This is a genomic window from Enterococcus sp. (genome assembly GCF_032555305.1).
Classification (GTDB): Bacteria; Bacillota; Bacilli; order Lactobacillales; family Enterococcaceae; genus Enterococcus_A.
The window spans coordinates 45221-61715 of sequence record NZ_JAWGOQ010000010.1 but is presented as its reverse complement, the minus strand read 5'-3'; the positions used below and the strand labels follow the sequence as shown (position 1 = coordinate 61715).

The following is a 16495-nucleotide window of genomic DNA, read 5'->3' as shown; positions in this document are numbered from 1 at the left end:
TGCTTCATATTCTCGTCCTCTCTACAATAGTGCTTTTTTTAAACGGCGCGACGTTTTTTATCAATTGCGATTGCTGCTGTACCAATAGTGATTGCTCCGATTGCGATGATCACTAGTAACATCGTGCCAGTGCCACCGGTGAATGGTAGTTTGGTTTCTGGTTCATTGACTACTGTCACTTCTGGATCGGTATTGCTGTGTGTTGTTAATGTAACGGTAACTTTTTGTGGTGTCTTCAATAACTCATACCCAGATGGTGATTTCGTTTCCACTACCCAGTAATCTTTTTGAATATCTTCTTCATCCCATGTTGCTTCTGAAGGAATGCTAGGTTCTTGTTTACCATTTCCATTAGAATCAGTAAACCAATCTAATTTCAATCCATCAAAATGTGCTTCACCTGAAGCATTTGAAGTTGAAGTTAGATAAGTCACTCCAGTTGGCAATACTGGTGTCGAGGTACCATCATCATTCAAGGTATAAGAATTACCATCTGATGCTAGATATTTCTTCGCTTTTGCATCGTCTTCTGTTAAGGCGATATGGAATTCTGCTCCCGATAAATCATTCCCAGCTTTATCAGTCTTTTTAATATCAAATCCGCCATTGTAGTATTCAGGTTCGTCACTAGTGTCACTGAATGGTTCTTGACCAGGAATCAAGTAATCAATGTCATATTTATTCGTGATTTTTCCGTTGAAATCTTCTTCTACGGTTGTTTCATAAATCACACGAATATGTGTATCTTCATCTTCAGTTACTTTCTTCATCCCAACTTCTTTCAAACTAACCATGACCTCTTTTGCAGCTCCAGCTGTCATATTCGCCACTGGATGTGCAGTGACTGCTGATCCATTCATCTCAACTTCAAAATGAGTCCCAATGGTTAAATCTGTCCAAGTAGCACCGTCATCATCCGTTACTTGTACAACGATGTCTTTCAGTAATAAACTGGCGTTCAAATCATCGGTGATGCGGAAGTAATCTGCATACAACTCATATGGGAACGGTCCAGTAATCTCTAAGTTAGCAGCTGGCAATCCAGTTACTGGATCATGCATTCCTGTAATAGTCATCGGTTCGTCGATGATACTTAACAAACCAGAAGGTAACGCTGTGGTTGCTTCCCATTGGAAATCTTGACCCGCTTTGATAGAGTAGCCTTTCCCGCTTTCAACTGTCTTATCTAACTCAGTGTCTGTCACAATATTTTTCGGATGAACATGTACATCATAAATTAGTTTAGATGTATCATCACGTTTTGTTTGTGGCAAATGAACGAAGAATGGATCCATTGGTTTGTTGATTTTAATTCCTGTTTCTCCGGTTGTTGGGTCTGTATACGTATATTCTCCGTTGGTATCCGTAATCTCTCGAACTAAATAAATTCCATCTGCAGCCTTTCCAGTTCCGACATCAAAGGTTAAACTTCCATCTGCAGCCGTTTTTCCTGTTTGTCTAGTAAACGAAGAAACCACTTGCCAATGAGTACCTTCAACTTGTTGTAACGGGTCTGTTAAGTTGGCATTGCCAATTGCCTCGACTTTGATAATTTCAAAATTAACATCTTGCATGACTTTTTTACCTGCTAAGTCAGGTGCCACAGCTGGATCTAGTGACTCTCCATCTCCACGTTCGCCTAATTCTGATGCACTATTTATTTCATATTTCCAAATCGTGATTGATCGATCAGAGGTATTATCAGACACAGCATTCCCACTAATATTTTGTGTTGGAGGCGCTGCATAGACCGCACTCCCTGCGCTTAACGCCACTCCGCCAAACATCGTCAGTAAACCTAAACTAACTGCCGCTTTACTTATCCATTTTCTCTTATTTTTCATAATAAACTCCTTTGCTCATTTTGTTTTTTACTCCCAAATCAGATAAAATAAATAAGTGAGAAGAGGTTGCCGCCATTTTCTCAATTATTTATTTTTCCAATACCTATCTAAGAGCTCTTTGTCTCTTTTGGGTATTGGGAATTAATAAAAAAATTAGTATGTCTGTCCTTCGATAAACATACCTCCCTTCAAAATCCGTAATAAGTTAATCATTTTAGTTAAAAGCTCTAGTTTTCAATATTAATTGAGCATAATTTCTTCTTAGTCTTATAAAAAACTAGAAAAGCTCTAGAAACCTTTATTTAAAAAGGTTTCTAGAGCTTTTTGACGATTACTGACGGCTTATTTTATTATTTTTAAATAACCCAACTCTTTTTATTTAAAAGAAATTAATTTTATGAAATAAATCGAATCTGGAAATAAAAAACCATTATAAGTAAGCGCTTTCTCTAAAGGTAAAAAAAGAGTTGTCCAAAATGTGTTTTACGATTTTTTGAAAACATTTACATATTCATTCAAGTAATTAGTGTGTCTAGCTCATTAATGACTTGATAACGCTGTTCCAACATCGCGTCGACATACGTATCTAGTGTCATCTGTGTTGATGAATGACCTAAAAGTGCGCTTACAGAGGAGATATCTTTATTCGCTTCTAAGCATCGTGTCGCAAATGTATGTCTTAATTGATGGAAATGAATTTTCACGAGTTCAGCTTTTTTTCGAATACGATGAAAATGATACGTTAATAAACGTGGTTCACAAGGATGCCCATTGGTTGAAAAGACAAAGTTTCCTTTTGATTGCTTTCGATGTTTTAATAATAGCTTTTTCAGTGTTTTACTGATTGGAATCACTCGGACAGAAGCTTCCGTTTTAGAGTCTGCCAAGATCAACTGAGTTCTTTTCGTAGTCTCGATCGTTGGGATTCTTTGATAGGTTTGATGAACAGATATTAAATTTGTATTGAAATCAATATCTGTCCATCTTAAAGCGGCTATTTCCCCGATTCGCATACCTGAATATAAGGCCAATAAAGCTGGAATACCACGTCCTTTCTTTTCTTTGGTAGCAATATTCATCACTTTCTTCTGTTCGGATAGCGTCAATGCACGAACTTTTCTTTTTTTTGCTTTAGGTATTTTTAATTCTGAAAAGGGATTAGCATGAAGCTTTCCACGTTTTTTTGCTCGGTTCAGGCATTTATTTAGTACTCGAAATACCACCTGAACAGTTGACCGTGCGAGCTTTTTCTGAAGTACTTCTAGTATTTTCTTTCCTGTTTCAAATGAAAGCTCATTTAATGGAATATCTTGAATTAATGGAAAAATATACTTCGTCAGTTTGTAATAATAACTAGAAAGTGTAGAAGGTTTTACCTCTTCACGTACTTCATCGAGCCACGCTGATGCCCATTCCTCAAAGGTTTCAGCAGAAACCCCTTGAATTTGCTGCAGAGATTGGTAACGAATTCGTAAAGGGTAAAGCTTCTGTTTGACTTCTGTATAGCTTTTCCCATATACATACCCATACTTAATTCTTCCGTTTATTTTCCTGCCTTTGGGATAACGACCTTCCCAACGACCATCTTTTCGCAAATAGATATTTTCGCCTTTACGCATACGTAGATTCCTCCTAAATTTGACGGCTTAACTGACGGCACTTATTTCTATGTTTTCCACTAAATTCTTATTTAAAAATCAATAAAATGTAGGTGTATCTTAGTTTTTACGTTATCCAATTACTTAAAAATAATTATTTTTATGAAGCGTATTGCCTATTAATAATTAATAATATATAATTATCTTACAAAACGTTTTTATATATCACACAAATAAGTTAATATATTTGGTTTAGTTGTATGATATTTCTAGTTTTTTATAAGACTAAGTAACTTTTTTACACACAAATCTCTAATTACTCACTTTTATGATAAGTATTAATAAAGGCATCTTTTCCGTTAAATGGAAAAGATGCCTTTATATTATACATTCAGACAATTATTATGTCATTTAATATGATACTTTAATAATAAAATGCAATTAAATTCTTTTATCTAACTTACAAACAACCAGTATAGTTGTTCTTTTATTACATTTCGTCCATCCTCCAAAATTATTTTCGTTGTTTTTCGAGTATCTTTTATCGTAGAAACAAAATTATAATCATTTAGGAGGAGTTTTTATGAGAACGATCAACACGAACGAGTACCTAGATCCTATGGAGTGGTCCCCCTTGTGGGAAAAGTATCTCGATGAGGCACAGGTCTTTGACCCACTGGCTATTGATGAGATCACCTGTATCCTGCAGATTCCTGAGAGATCAGACACATTGGTCTTTTCTAGGAGTCAAGTTTTTCACAGTTACGAGAATGCGCTCAGTACGTTACAAATTTTTGCTTCCTTCCATGGTTTTCCTGATTACAAGATACTTTCGCAAACCCTCAAAGAGATCGGCTACTTCGGCTCCTACAAGCTCCCTTGGGTTTGCCAATTATTCACCCTCTTCCCCTTGGAAGGTGTAGAGAATACGATTTGGATCAATCCGTCAGTCATTCATGACATCACGAAATACCAAGAGCTGCACTATGCAAAAATGATTGCTGGACCGAATCTTGTTGTACCGCTTCAACGTTATTACACACTTTTACGGGCAGAAGTTGCTTGCGGGGCGTTAGCAGCTATGCGGAAAGATTTACTGCAATTCACAATCAATAGTCATTCGCCAGTAGACTACTTAGATTTGCCGAATACTCCTTTTTCGCGCAGTCTGATCAAACGTCCCTTGTTGAAAGAATTCTTCACGCGAACTGGTGAGATCAGTCGCCAATATCATAAGGCGTCAATTCTTCATCATTACGACAAACTTATAAACAATCCAAAAGACCTTTACTGGGAAAATTGGCGATAATGCTCTCTATGGCTAGATGATTTGTTCATCTAGCCTTTTTGTTTCACTTAATCGAATGAAAATAGTCGAATCTTTAAATATACTCCACTTCGATCAAATATGTCAAAGGGCAAATTCGAGTGCTCACCCCCCAATTTCGAGTGATTAAAACGGTCTTTCAACGTTTCTAAGACCTAATCACTCGAAATTGGGAGTACTAATTCGAAATTGCGATTCGCATTCTTTTTTGGAATCCTTTATATTCTAGTCACCGGCCGGAACAAACACAAAAACAGGAGGCAACAACCATGATTCAACATATCGGCAACAAACTACAAGTAGAGATCGACGCAGGTGGAGAGAAGATTGAAAAAATCAACTTCCAAAATGTCATCGAAGAACCAAGTGAAGAAAAAGTATTGGCGCTAGGAGAGATAATGAAGCAGTTATCGGTAGAAGGTAGTGAGCTATATGGCGTGGTCTTAACCAGCCAATCACGCTACACCAAGTAAAAATGAAAGGGGAAAATTAAATGCTAAAAATCGTCGCAACCTTTAAAAACAGCTTTGGAAAGAACCACACCTGGAGCTTTAAAGACCCAAATACACTGAAAACCGACACTGAGATCAAAGGTCTGTTGGAACAAATGACCGACGTGAAGCTTTGTCAAAAAGACGGTGCGGAGATGTTCCACACAGTGGAAACCGCTAAGTACGTCGAAACTATCGAAAGAATTATTTTTTAGAAAAACCTACTGAGGAGCAGCGGTAACGCGCGACCGCCCTCCTCTACTTAGAAAAAGAAGGGATGAGCACCTATGTATGTACAACCTCTGTCGTTCCGACAGCTATTCAACTTAAAACCAAAAACACTAGAAACACGCATCACCAATTTTTATCAATCGACTCAAAACAGCAACATCACGATCCAATACATCCTAGCAATCAAGGCACGAAATCAGCTGGGAGCGGCGGAGTTTAAGTATTTTCTAAAGGATCTTGTCCGCGACCTATTCATGAATACCAAGGCGACACGTTCCATGAAGCGCTACTTCCATTATTTTGAAGACTACTTTATGGCACCTGAGTGGATAAATCTGAGTTCAAAAGTCTTTCCCAAAAGAAGCTTCGGTGAAACAATCGTGTCAACTGTCCGTTCCCTATTACCATTTGGCCGCCCTGAAGAAACCAATGAACCTTGAAAGATCGAAATTTTTAGAAAATAACCTACGCAGAAAATAATCAGAGAAAGGAATCACAGCAATGACCCAGGATTTAATTACCACATTTGGCAAAAGTGATGGCGGGACACACGACTGGAAATATAAAGGGCTCGACCCTAAGCTATCCGCAGCAGAGATCAAAGAAGCTTGCGAACTATTAACGAACTTAGACATTTGTACAGAAAACGGCGTAAAACTATTTGATTCTGTGGTGACGGCAAAGGTCGTGATCACTAAAGAAACAATCATGTTCGATCCAAAACATGAGACAAGAGGCGTCAATTATTATGGCGAAAAAGTGGAAAAGCCTGTCGAAGAGCCAACATGCGAAGCAGTGCGTTGCTTTGAAGTAACAGAAAAGGCAGATGCAGTAAAACAACGTCTACCTTTATCAGAAACGCCTAATCGCCTTATGCCAACATGGTTACTACCGCATAAGCGCTCTTTTGAGCAATTACCAAAGGCTAAAGCAGCGGAGAGTACAGAAACAGCTATAAAATAGAATCTGATTCTCTTCCATCTCAAAACAGGAGTATCCAAGCGGCAGAGATCATAAATGAGCCTACAATCGAGAATGACCATTTCCCGCAGGCAGCCGCTCAAACAACGAAGAAAGGTGTTGGACTGCTTCACTGGATTCACAAAATAAGGAGTCGCAATAAAGAAGACCCTGCCAACACCTAACAAAAGTCGTCCTTTGACAACCAAATAATAAATCCTGTTACTCCTTGATGATTCATGCGTAGAAACACTATTTCACGACACCTGCGAGTCAAATCGCAGGTGTTTATCAACTAAAAAAGCTAGGAATGCTTATATGAATCTTAGTACCATCTTATCTGGAGGAACCCTCATCACCTATTTATTCGGTGGAAGCATACCGATCATGGGTGTCTTTCTAACCATGGTCGGCTTAGACCTGACGACCGGATATATCAAAGCACTAAAGAGCCATACGTGGGTGTCCTCCATTAATCTCTATGGCTTATTTACAAAATTTATCACCTTTTCAACAATCATTTGTGCCGCGGCATTGGACAAGATCGCACCAACCGTAGGAATCACGTTACCGATCAATGTAGCCTTGATCTGGACCGCTTTGTTAATCGTATACGAGATTGGCTCCATTTTAGAAAATGCTCATGAGTTTGGACTGAAGATCACTTGGCTGCAGAAATGGCTGCGGAACTTCGAACGAGATGTCGGGAAGTATCCTGACAAGGATGATCAGGAAAACAATGTTCGCTGAGGGGGGAATTTAAATGCTGACTACGGAGACTGCCCTGCAATATGGATTGAATCTGCGAGGCAAAGTCTACTACTCCATGTCCAATCGCCTCGGCGCACGTTCGATGGATTGCTCCAGCTTTGTTTTTAGAGCGTTGATCGCAGCAGGCTTTTTGCCTATGAGTTCTTATATCGGAAATACAGAAACGCTTTTCAAATTGAACGGAACATTATTAGAAGAAATCAAACGTTCGGATGTGCGTCGAGGAAACTTGTGGATCGCAGGTCATGAAGGCGCATCGCTAGGCTCGGCTGGACATACAGGACTGTTTTTGAGTGACATTCATGGCGACGCCCTGCATTGCACCTATTCCAAAGGCTGCCAGAACATCGCTGTTACAAGAGCGATCGGTTGGATGGGAGACTATTCAGGCTTACCCGTTCGCTATTTTCGAGTGAAAAATGCAAGTGTATCAGGTCCGAACGAAAACAGCAGTCAACAACGAATCTTAGCAATCGATGGTTCTTGGGGACCTGCCACCACAAGGAGATTGCAGGAAGTGCTCAATTGCGGAATTAAAGACGGGATCATCAGCGGTCAGATCAGAAATCGGGCGAATCAGTTCATCCCTTCTGTCCAGTTTGGAAATGGTGGTTCGAACGTGATTCGAGCGCTCCAATCGCTACTAAAAGTTCCCGCGGATGGAAACTTCGGTCCAGTTACTTGTTTGGCTTTGCAGCAGAGAATGAGGACGACGCCAGATGGTGTGATTAGTCCCGAATCTGAGTGTGTGAAAGTGATGCTGGGAAGATTGAATCAAGGATGTTTATAGCTTTAGAATACAAACCAAAACCACCTGCGATACTACATAATCGCAGGTGGTAATCTGAATGATTAATCAAAACAGTCGCTAGTTCTCAATTTTCATCTTCACTCTTCAATTTCTTTAGCGTTTCGATATCCAGTCCTGTCGCCTTCGACACTTGTTCGAAAGTATTACCAATTTTCAGAAATTCAAGGGCTAGGGTACGTCTCTCATGCTCTATTCCCTCTTCGCGTCCTTCGCGATATTTCGTTGACAGGATCGCATCATTGACTGCCTTTTCCTTATCGATTCTCATAATCATTTTCTGTTCCTCACTTTCTAGGTTCGCAAAATCTGTTCTTACTTTGGCTTCCATAATGTAGTCTGGGGCTTGATTAGTTACTTCTCCCGTTTTCAAAAAATAATACCATTGCCAGGCTGGATGCTGCGTATCGAGATTCTTATTTTTTAGGCTGAGAAAGCATAGAAGCAACAATTCTCTTGATTCTCGATTGCGAAAGGGACGATAAGTTTCTTCATTTAGTAAGCGAAATGTCTGGAACGCTGGTTCACCTTCTTCAAAGAGATGAAAATCCAAAATATTGATCCCATAAGCGGGACGCAGGCTTGAAAAATTATTCTTTTTTTCTGCATCTTTTGTTTCAATCATGCCAAAGGGCGAACGAAAAGCTTCAGCAAGATAAAAAATCGTACGTTCATGAAAAAAATCATGAGATTGGATTTGGCATTCGATCGTTGTGTGTCCGCCTTGCTCATCAACTGCCAACACATCGACTTCGGTTCGTTTTAACTCAGAATTGATTTTCTCTTCGTAAGATTTCTTGTAGCTGTCGATGTGGTAGGTGACTGTGGGTGTCAATGTCTTGAACTCGATGCCTAACATGTCCTTTACAAAGGCTTTGAGGATGTGCTGGGAATCTTCTGAGGCCAGTAGCTTACGGAACAAGAGATCGTTAGTAGGTAGATATTTTTGCATGGTTTTCCGCCTTCCAGATGGTTCCTTGACCTCTGATAAAAGGCTTTCTTCGTGCTTATTATAGCATGCAGGTCGAGGCTCCATCAAAAATCTTTTGCTTAAAGATACGCAAAAGAGCAACTTCCATTTTTTTTTGGAGACGCTCAATGAGACATTCCTAGCATCGTTGAATACTTCTTTTGCTGATGACATTTTTACGCGGCCTTCTCATTGTTTTTTTCTAGGACCACATAGCAGAATTATTCGCTGATTATTTTTTTTGCATTTCTGCCAGCCTGCTACTGCGGTGCCGAAAGCAGCGATTCTTACGATACTAACTGGACAGCTAAAAAAAGTCCATCAAGCGGTCTAACCGTTTGATGGACAAGTTCGTTTTCGATTTCGTTCCCTGGAATTCTCGCTCAATAGGATATCAATCAAATGTTTTATAGAATCTCCAATATCGAGCGCAGCTCATCAACAGAGACCTGTCCCGGAGCAGAGGCCTGTTTTGCTGCACCAAACGTTGCTGATGAGCCAAACGTAGCACCAGATAGACGACTGATTACACCAAGGCTGCCCATCGACATCGTAATCAGTGGTCGGTCTGCATGCTCATGATACATTTCCTGTGTTGCATCCAGCAGGGTGAGCACATCGGCAGTGGTCTGCGGCATTACAGCGATCTTGCAGATATCTGCACCCAGTTCCTGCATCTTGCATAGCCGTTCGACGATGACTTCCTTCACTGGTGTTTTATCGAAGTCATGATTGCACATGATGACTTTTTTCCCATTCTCATGAGCCAGTGCAATCGTCTTTTCGACACCTTCTGCTGGCATGAACAGCTCTACATCCAACAAATCAAAGCTGCCTTCCGTTAAGAATACCCGATACATCTCAAAGTATTTCTCATCCGAAAGCGCTAGCTCCCCGCCCTCTTGCTTGGTTCTAAAGGTTACCAGTAACGGCTTCTGCAAGATTTCCTTCACCTGTAGTGAAAATTGAGCCGCTGCTAAAAAATCTAAGATTCCTTCATAGAAATCGATGCGCCATTCCACAATGTCACAATCAACCGCAGCGACAAACTCCGCTTCCTGAATGATCTCCTCTTTTGTTCTACCGACTAGCGGGACAATGATTTTTGGTTTTCCTTCGCCTAATGTGACTGTATCAATCGTTACAGTTTTCATCCTCATCTCTCCTATCACAATATCTATTAATTGACAACTGCTGAAAGCTGATGCTGCAGTGATTGTCTTGTTCGTTTATCTTCTAATTGTTCGATCGTCTTTAAGATGTCTCTGGCTTCTCTTGTCCCTTCGATGATTCGCCGCGCAACCTTACTGTCTCCGATATTCACCAGTGAGATATCTTCTGCTAGAGCATAGTCCTGCAAGTCAGCTAGCAAAGGTGCATCCGCGCGCATACCTAGACAGACAAAGCCCAAATCAAAGCTTAATTCCTTCATATTGCCGTTCGCATCCTCGACAAGAAAGGCGTTCTCATTGACCTGTGTCAATTTCGTGGATGTATGGACATTTACCTGGTATTTTTCGATAATTTCCATCATCGACAGCTTCGTAATTAAATCAAGGTCTTTGCCTAATTCTGGAAACATCTCAACGATACTGACCTTCGCCGCGCCACGTTCTGCATAGTATTCCATCACGTCCAGACCAACAGCCCCGCCACCAATCACAACCACTTCTTTGCCGGAAAAGTCTTGGAAGTTCTCCATACTATTCAGCAAATCAAAGATTGAAAAGACGTTGCGATCCTCTTTTGACAGCTCCTCGTGCAGGCCGGTGATTAGCGGTAATAATGGTTTTGCCCCAGTTGCGTTGACGATAATATCTGGCTTGATTTCCTTCAGATCCGCTGGCTTGAAGCGCTGATTCGTATGAATCGTTAGATTTGGCAGCTCCTGACAGCGATTGATCTGATAGGTGATAAAATCATTGATTCTTTTTTTATCCGGTAAGCGGGAAATCTCATGTCCCAGGCCACCGACGTAATCCTTTGCTTCGAACAGCTCAACAGATACACCAACCTCGGCAGCTGTTGCCGCAGCCTCAAGTCCGGCTGTTCCGCCACCAATCACTACCATCTTAGTTGGTTGCTTGACTGGCTTCAGCTTGTATTGATCCTCATAGTGCAGATCAGGATTGATCGTACAGCGGATCGGTCGTGCTTTGGCGATCCGATGATCGGCACAGCCGATGTTGCAGGAGATACATTTTCGCAGTAACTCTTCCTTACCGGAGGCCACCTTGTTGACCCAGTTTGGTTCTGCAATCAGCCCCCGTCCCATAGCCAGCAGATCTGCCTCCCCATTTTCAAGAATCTCTGTCGCTTTTTTCGGATCACGGATATTTCCTGACGTTACAACTACCTTGTCTGGATAGCGTTCTTTGACAGCCTTGGCCATGAAGCTGCGCCAACCGTCTGCCAGATTCATCTTATCGATCTGGTATTGCAGGCTGTCATTCAAAGCCGCTGACACATTCAAGATATCGACATGCTCCACAAAATAGTCTAGCATCTCCAATGTATCTTCCACCGCGTTGCCTCCCGGAAGCAGTTCATCTGCGCTGAAGCGTAAGGTAATCGGAAATTGTGGACCCACACTGTTACGAACGGCTTCGAGAACCAATCGCGTCAGACGCGCACGATTTTCAGGAGAGCCGCCGAATTCATCTGTTCGTTTGTTATAGATTGGTGACAAGAATTGGCTAAGTAAGTAGGAATGGCCCGCATGGATCTCCACACAGTCAAAGCCCGAGCGCTTCGCTCGATCTGCTGTTTCTGCATATTTATCGATAATGCTATAGATTTCCTCCGTCGTCAGTGGGCGCGGTGCTGGATTGCCCTTTTTACTGGGGACATCTGAGGCTGAAACAGGCTGATTTCCTTCCAATCGCAGTCCGTACGCAGAAGCCCCTGCGTGATTCAGCTGGACAGAAGTTGCCGCGCCATAGGCATGCATCCGCTCATTAAAGTTCCATAAGCCAGAAATGTACTGATCATTATCAATCCGCAGCTGGCGGGCACCGTTTGTCCCCATAGGATAGTCGACACAGACATTTTCCAGGGTGATCAGGCCCACACCGCCCTTCGCCCGTTGCTCATAATAGGCTAAATGAGGGATACAAAAGGTCCCATCCATATTCGCAAAATTTGTTCCCATCGGCGGCATAACGACTCTGTTTTTCACAGTCATTCGTCTGATCGTCAAGGGTTCAAACAGTTTCTTGTACTTCTCGTTCATATGATCTCTCCTCGTTTTAATGAATTAATTTTTCAGGGAAAAATTAGTCTGATTCGAATGCCGTATATCATTCGACTAAAGTATTTGAACAATAATCTAGCTAATTTTGCTAAATTTCTTTTTGGCTAAGTGTTGTACTGACATCCCAAAATCTTTTCTACTAGTTACCACCAGTTGACTCTTTCATAACAGCAAAAAAATCTTTTTCTATCGCAACCAGTTCCTCACTATCCTCCGCTTCATCCCACGAATAATCCCAGTAATTCGGCAGATAGGGAAGCTTCATTCGTTTCTTGACAAAGGCATGGGCAGCTATTTCTCGTGTTTGTCGGATCATCGCTCTGCGTTTGAAGCCCAGAAATTGTACTGTGTCGATCCGATCCAGTTTTTCAGCTGTAGACTGGGTCTGCTCTTCCAGTAAATGAAACAGCTCATGTGACAGCACTGCCTCTTCTAGCAGCCTTAGCGATACGTTGTGTTCACGCGCTATTGCCATTAATGAATGGCAATAAATCCGAATAATTTTCTTATTTCCCGCTAGCTCCAATGTCCCGCGAGTGGTCCGCCGCTTATTGTCTGTCACCATTTCCACCGTTACGTCTAAGCAGCGACACAGTTCGGTTGAATCAACGAGGTCATATGTCTCAGCCAGCTGCTCGCCATATGCAAGTGCTCCATCGAGATAATAGCAGAGCTTTTCAGAAGGAATCTTATGAAAGAACGGGTCCTTCCGCAATTCCAAGTACGCTAGAAACCGATCCGCTACTTCCAGCTGTGTGTCCTCAATACTGTTGGTTGCATGCAATGATCGTCAACTCCTCGTCTGTGTGGATACTCGCCATGTCCAAATCCACCAGCATCATCAGCTGTGAAAAATCCTGCGTTGCAAAGTCCATCAATCTAGCGCCCGCACAAATATAAAAATCCGGTCGAACGATCAAGTCTGATTTATAATTCGCCATATCTTCCCATAGGGTACGCAGCGCCTCCAGATAATTTTGAATAGAGGTTCGGATGATCCGAGCATTTCCCCGCTGTACCTTAATAAATCCTTTATTATCAATCACACGGATGGCTTGTCCAGAAGCTTCTTTTTTCCCAAAAATATAAAAATGACTACTTTCCGCCAACAGCTCCACCTGACCCTCTGCTCCTCGAAAATCCTTCTCAGCCAGGTCGCGCGCTTCCTCCAGAGAACAGTGATTCGAGAGATCGCAGGTCTGTACTTCCGTCGAACCAGTGGCCATCGCAGTGACCTTCTGTGTTTGAGAGTCGATACTGATATGCACCTCGACCGTCTCCTTGACTGCCCCACTTTCGATCGCTTTGTTCAGCGCTTCGTTGCGAATTTGTTGAATGTCCTGTTTGGAGGGATTGGGGATGATTCGTTCAACCACATCCTGCACCATCGAAAGCGCAACACCAATGGATGAAATCACCTCTGCATTTTCTGGGATACTGTAGTTCAAACCCATTTTTTCCCCACAGTAGCCTAATAAGGAGGAAGCTCCGCCGCCAACACCCACCAGCGATAGCTGTTCTTTCTCTAATTTGTACTTGCGGGCAAGTCCCATGATCACCGGTTCAATCTTCTCGAAGGCCTTTTCAAGAATGGCAGCCGCTGTGTCTTCGATACTCAGGTTCAAATACTCAGCCAATGGCGCCATCGCCTTGCGGGCAGCGTTCACATTCCCATAGGAGAAGTGCTCCTCCTTCACTAAACCGAGCACATTCGCAGCACAGGTAGTAGTCAACGTAACCCGCTTGCCATTTTTCAGTCGAATCGCAACATAATCCGCAGAATCTCCTGTTCTCGGCGCAAAGAATTCTAGCTGTGGATCGATCATCTCTTCTTCTGGAGTAAATACGGCATAGTCCATTCCGCCGATATGGGCGCTTCTAGGACCAACATCAATCAGCTGATGCTGACCGGCGCGCACCATACTGCCGCCAGCTACACCCAAAACTCGGACATCCAATGAACTAATATAGGTACTGCGTCCATTGATCTGTGAATAATCAATTACCGGACGCCCATCCTTAATTACACCAATATTGGTAGAGGTACCGCCGACTTCAAAATAAATCCCGTTTGAAGCCCTCAAATAAATCAAAGCCCCCATCACACTCGCGGCAGGTCCAGACAGCATGGTCAATACAGGACGCTTCTTCATCTCTGTCACATCCATGACACCACCGTCCCCCCGCATAATCATCAAAGGTACATTGACACCTGTTCCCTTCACACCCACTTCAGTGGCATCCGCTGTTTCCAGCATTTTCGGCAAAATGGACCCATTGATGACTGCCGTCCGCGTTCGCCGAGATAGCCCATACAGCTTGGTGATTTCCGAAGCCATGGTCACCTTCAAGCCACGTGCATGCAATACTTCGTTGATTCGCCGCTCCGAAGTCAAATCATCCACACCAAATGCACCACTTGTGACAAAAACCTGACACCCTTCTGCACAGAGTTCATCGACCGCCTGAACAATCCGTTCCTGATTAAGCTTTTTTTGGTGAATGAAGCGACTGCAGATTTGAATCTCACGTCCCGTACCCAGTTCCAAGCTCTTTAGGTGCGTCTGACGTTTGGCTAGAAACGCTTCAAACTTACCTGTGGCTGTCGCAATGAGACCGACCTTCGCGACATCGCCTTCCAGAAGTGCATTGGTCGCCTGTGTGGTACTGTGTGCCACAAAAACAACTTCATTTGCTGAAATGTCATGTTCTTCCAAACATTTTAAGAAAGAAGCAACGACGCCCTCCGCTACACCAGCTTGTGCATCGTGTGTCGTTTTTACAGAAGATTTCCCGATAATCTGCTTTGTCTGGTTATCGATGGCTACGGCCTTCGTATGGGTTCCCCCTACGTCAATACCGACCCGAATCTTTCTTTCCTTCATCTGTCTTCCTCACCTTCTTAGCCAAACCAGAAATAGGTCAGCAGCTCTAATACGATACAAATAATGATTCCCGGGATAAACGCCATTTTCATATAGCTCTTCCCTTCGACCTGAGCATACCCTAGCCCCCAAGAAACCCATGAGGTCGTGATATCAAAATGCCCCATACCGATCAAGATCGAAATGAACAACGGGTAAAGAAACTCGATAGGCCAGCCGGCATTTTGCTGGCTGATGACAGCAAGGATCGCGGCCCCGCTACCCACTAGATTCATCGGTCCACGAAACCACGTGAAGGGCGAAAGGCAAATAAACATCAGACAAAGCAGGATACTTGATTGCGGGATGATTCCACCAAGGATAGCTTGGAAATATGGACCGGCAAATGAAGCCGCCGCATTGAACATCGCCAAGCATAACCAAAACCCAACCAATGAGGCTGTATCTTTGACAGCATCTGCGTATTGCTTTGTCAGCATTCGGCTAATCGAACGAAAATCAGCGGTCAGCTCCTGGCAGATCACTAACGCAAATAACCCGCTGAGAATAAAGCACAGGATCATCGGCAATCTTAAAAAAATCACACCGATCACCGGTAAAAATGGCGTGATTAATGCTAGATTTGGTGCATTTTTGACTGTTGATGCTGCTGTACTCGCCTCCCACTGAAAGAGCTTCGCTTCCCGCTTCATATAGATCAGTGAAAAGAATGCTAAAATCATCAGCATGATTGCAAATGCGGCAAGTCCAAATGGAAAATAATCGGCATATGTATAAGTCGCTCCCTCTACGTCAAAGAACGCCCGATATTGTGTAAAGTTGATAGGGTTCAGAAAAATCCCAGCAGCGACTGAGCCAGTGTAGGAGAACAAGGCGATCCCCTTTGGAATACCAATCGAAAATAGTATCGGCAACACTACAACAGCAATCGAAATAACAGGGCCTGCACCTGTCAGAGAAGTAAAAATGATTCCAGTGATCAGACTAACCAGAACAAGGATAAGTGCTGAGTTATCTCCTCCAAGTTCAACAGATTTTCGAATAATCGTCGAAGCAATCTCTGTATCCAAAAGAACACGACCAAACCAAGCACCAAAAAAAACATTGACTAGGACGCCGCCCCAGTTCTCCGGTGCTCTTTGGTAGACTGCTTGCAACATTTCGACAGCAACCGAAAGACTGCTCCCCGCTGCCAACTGATTGATGATTGGAACGATCGTCCATAACGTCGCCATCAAAATAAAGCCGATCATCAAATTATGGCCTTTGATCGAATACACAACCAAACCAATAAAAGACGACACTAAAATCAATCCACTTATAAACGACATGCTTCTCCCCCTCACTCCTAAAGCCT

The 16495-nt window shown here is 42.7% G+C and carries 15 protein-coding genes; 7 read left to right on the top strand and 8 right to left on the bottom strand.

What is annotated here, in order from left to right; translation table 11 throughout:
* Positions 1-38: 38 nt before the first annotated feature.
* Complete coding sequence (locus tag E6139_RS09280; protein WP_316402783.1) at positions 39-1844, bottom strand: SpaH/EbpB family LPXTG-anchored major pilin; 1806 nt, start codon at positions 1842-1844, stop codon at positions 39-41.
* A gap of 515 nt (positions 1845-2359) precedes the next feature.
* Positions 2360-3463, bottom strand: a complete 1104-nt coding sequence (locus tag E6139_RS09275) for a tyrosine-type recombinase/integrase (RefSeq protein WP_316402782.1) — start codon at positions 3461-3463, stop codon at positions 2360-2362.
* Between the two features lie 562 nt (positions 3464-4025).
* Here E6139_RS09275 and E6139_RS09270 point away from each other — a divergent pair.
* The 7 genes from E6139_RS09270 to E6139_RS09240 all read left to right on the top strand — a co-directional run bounded on the left by E6139_RS09270 (position 4026) and on the right by E6139_RS09240 (position 8012).
* On the top strand, positions 4026-4751 hold the full coding sequence (locus E6139_RS09270) for a hypothetical protein (protein WP_316402781.1): 726 nt from the start codon (positions 4026-4028) through the stop codon (positions 4749-4751).
* Between the two features lie 287 nt (positions 4752-5038).
* Positions 5039-5242 (top strand): hypothetical protein, encoded by a 204-nt coding sequence (locus E6139_RS09265; protein ID WP_316402780.1) that lies wholly within the window; start codon positions 5039-5041, stop codon positions 5240-5242.
* A gap of 20 nt (positions 5243-5262) precedes the next feature.
* Entirely contained in the window at positions 5263-5475 is a 213-nt protein-coding gene (locus E6139_RS09260) for a DUF2922 family protein (RefSeq protein ID WP_316402779.1), read from the top strand.
* 72 nt (positions 5476-5547) lie between these two features.
* Positions 5548-5931, top strand: coding sequence for a hypothetical protein (locus E6139_RS09255; RefSeq protein WP_316402778.1), 384 nt, complete (start codon positions 5548-5550; stop codon positions 5929-5931).
* A gap of 61 nt (positions 5932-5992) precedes the next feature.
* Positions 5993-6454: a hypothetical protein gene (locus E6139_RS09250; protein ID WP_316402777.1), complete on the top strand. Its 462-nt coding sequence runs from the start codon at positions 5993-5995 to the stop codon at positions 6452-6454.
* Positions 6455-6769: 315 nt separating this feature from the next.
* Positions 6770-7201 (top strand): phage holin family protein, encoded by a 432-nt coding sequence (locus tag E6139_RS09245; protein ID WP_316402776.1) that lies wholly within the window; start codon positions 6770-6772, stop codon positions 7199-7201.
* A gap of 13 nt (positions 7202-7214) precedes the next feature.
* Entirely contained in the window at positions 7215-8012 is a 798-nt protein-coding gene (locus tag E6139_RS09240) for a peptidoglycan amidohydrolase family protein (RefSeq protein WP_316402775.1), read from the top strand.
* An 85-nt stretch (positions 8013-8097) separates the two neighbouring features.
* Here the strand turns inward: E6139_RS09240 and E6139_RS09235 are convergent, their stop codons facing one another.
* The 6 genes from E6139_RS09235 to E6139_RS09210 all read right to left on the bottom strand — a co-directional run bounded on the left by E6139_RS09235 (position 8098) and on the right by E6139_RS09210 (position 16469).
* A complete protein-coding gene (locus E6139_RS09235) occupies positions 8098-8982 on the bottom strand; it encodes an Rpn family recombination-promoting nuclease/putative transposase (RefSeq protein ID WP_316402774.1) in 885 nt (294 codons plus the stop codon).
* A gap of 425 nt (positions 8983-9407) precedes the next feature.
* Entirely contained in the window at positions 9408-10154 is a 747-nt protein-coding gene (gene aroD / locus E6139_RS09230) for a type I 3-dehydroquinate dehydratase (RefSeq protein WP_316402773.1), read from the bottom strand.
* 26 nt (positions 10155-10180) lie between these two features.
* Positions 10181-12232: an FAD-dependent oxidoreductase gene (locus tag E6139_RS09225; RefSeq protein ID WP_316402772.1), complete on the bottom strand. Its 2052-nt coding sequence runs from the start codon at positions 12230-12232 to the stop codon at positions 10181-10183.
* A 160-nt stretch (positions 12233-12392) separates the two neighbouring features.
* Positions 12393-13037, bottom strand: a complete 645-nt coding sequence (locus E6139_RS09220) for a hypothetical protein (RefSeq protein ID WP_316402771.1) — start codon at positions 13035-13037, stop codon at positions 12393-12395.
* Positions 13015-15138, bottom strand: a complete 2124-nt coding sequence (locus E6139_RS09215; RefSeq protein WP_316402770.1) for a hydantoinase/oxoprolinase family protein — start codon at positions 15136-15138, stop codon at positions 13015-13017. Before E6139_RS09215 ends, E6139_RS09220 begins: the two co-directional genes overlap by 23 nt.
* 17 nt (positions 15139-15155) lie before the next feature.
* Positions 15156-16469, bottom strand: coding sequence for a citrate transporter (locus E6139_RS09210; protein ID WP_316402769.1), 1314 nt, complete (start codon positions 16467-16469; stop codon positions 15156-15158).
* Positions 16470-16495 lie beyond the last annotated feature (26 nt).

What these genes read in the sequence shown, in the direction of transcription:
- E6139_RS09280 (WP_316402783.1), bottom strand. Translation starts at nt 1,844, where the DNA reads ATGAAAAATAAGAGAAAATGGATAAGTAAAGCGGCAGTTAGTTTAGGT.
- E6139_RS09275 (WP_316402782.1), bottom strand. Translation starts at nt 3,463, where the DNA reads ATGCGTAAAGGCGAAAATATCTATTTGCGAAAAGATGGTCGTTGGGAA.
- E6139_RS09270 (WP_316402781.1), top strand. Translation starts at nt 4,026, where the DNA reads ATGAGAACGATCAACACGAACGAGTACCTAGATCCTATGGAGTGGTCC.
- E6139_RS09265 (WP_316402780.1), top strand. Translation starts at nt 5,039, where the DNA reads ATGATTCAACATATCGGCAACAAACTACAAGTAGAGATCGACGCAGGT.
- E6139_RS09260 (WP_316402779.1), top strand. Translation starts at nt 5,263, where the DNA reads ATGCTAAAAATCGTCGCAACCTTTAAAAACAGCTTTGGAAAGAACCAC.
- E6139_RS09255 (WP_316402778.1), top strand. Translation starts at nt 5,548, where the DNA reads ATGTATGTACAACCTCTGTCGTTCCGACAGCTATTCAACTTAAAACCA.
- E6139_RS09250 (WP_316402777.1), top strand. Translation starts at nt 5,993, where the DNA reads ATGACCCAGGATTTAATTACCACATTTGGCAAAAGTGATGGCGGGACA.
- E6139_RS09245 (WP_316402776.1), top strand. Translation starts at nt 6,770, where the DNA reads ATGAATCTTAGTACCATCTTATCTGGAGGAACCCTCATCACCTATTTA.
- E6139_RS09240 (WP_316402775.1), top strand. Translation starts at nt 7,215, where the DNA reads ATGCTGACTACGGAGACTGCCCTGCAATATGGATTGAATCTGCGAGGC.
- E6139_RS09235 (WP_316402774.1), bottom strand. Translation starts at nt 8,982, where the DNA reads ATGCAAAAATATCTACCTACTAACGATCTCTTGTTCCGTAAGCTACTG.
- aroD (WP_316402773.1), bottom strand. Translation starts at nt 10,154, where the DNA reads ATGAAAACTGTAACGATTGATACAGTCACATTAGGCGAAGGAAAACCA.
- E6139_RS09225 (WP_316402772.1), bottom strand. Translation starts at nt 12,232, where the DNA reads ATGAACGAGAAGTACAAGAAACTGTTTGAACCCTTGACGATCAGACGA.
- E6139_RS09215 (WP_316402770.1), bottom strand. Translation starts at nt 15,138, where the DNA reads ATGAAGGAAAGAAAGATTCGGGTCGGTATTGACGTAGGGGGAACCCAT.
- E6139_RS09210 (WP_316402769.1), bottom strand. Translation starts at nt 16,469, where the DNA reads ATGTCGTTTATAAGTGGATTGATTTTAGTGTCGTCTTTTATTGGTTTG.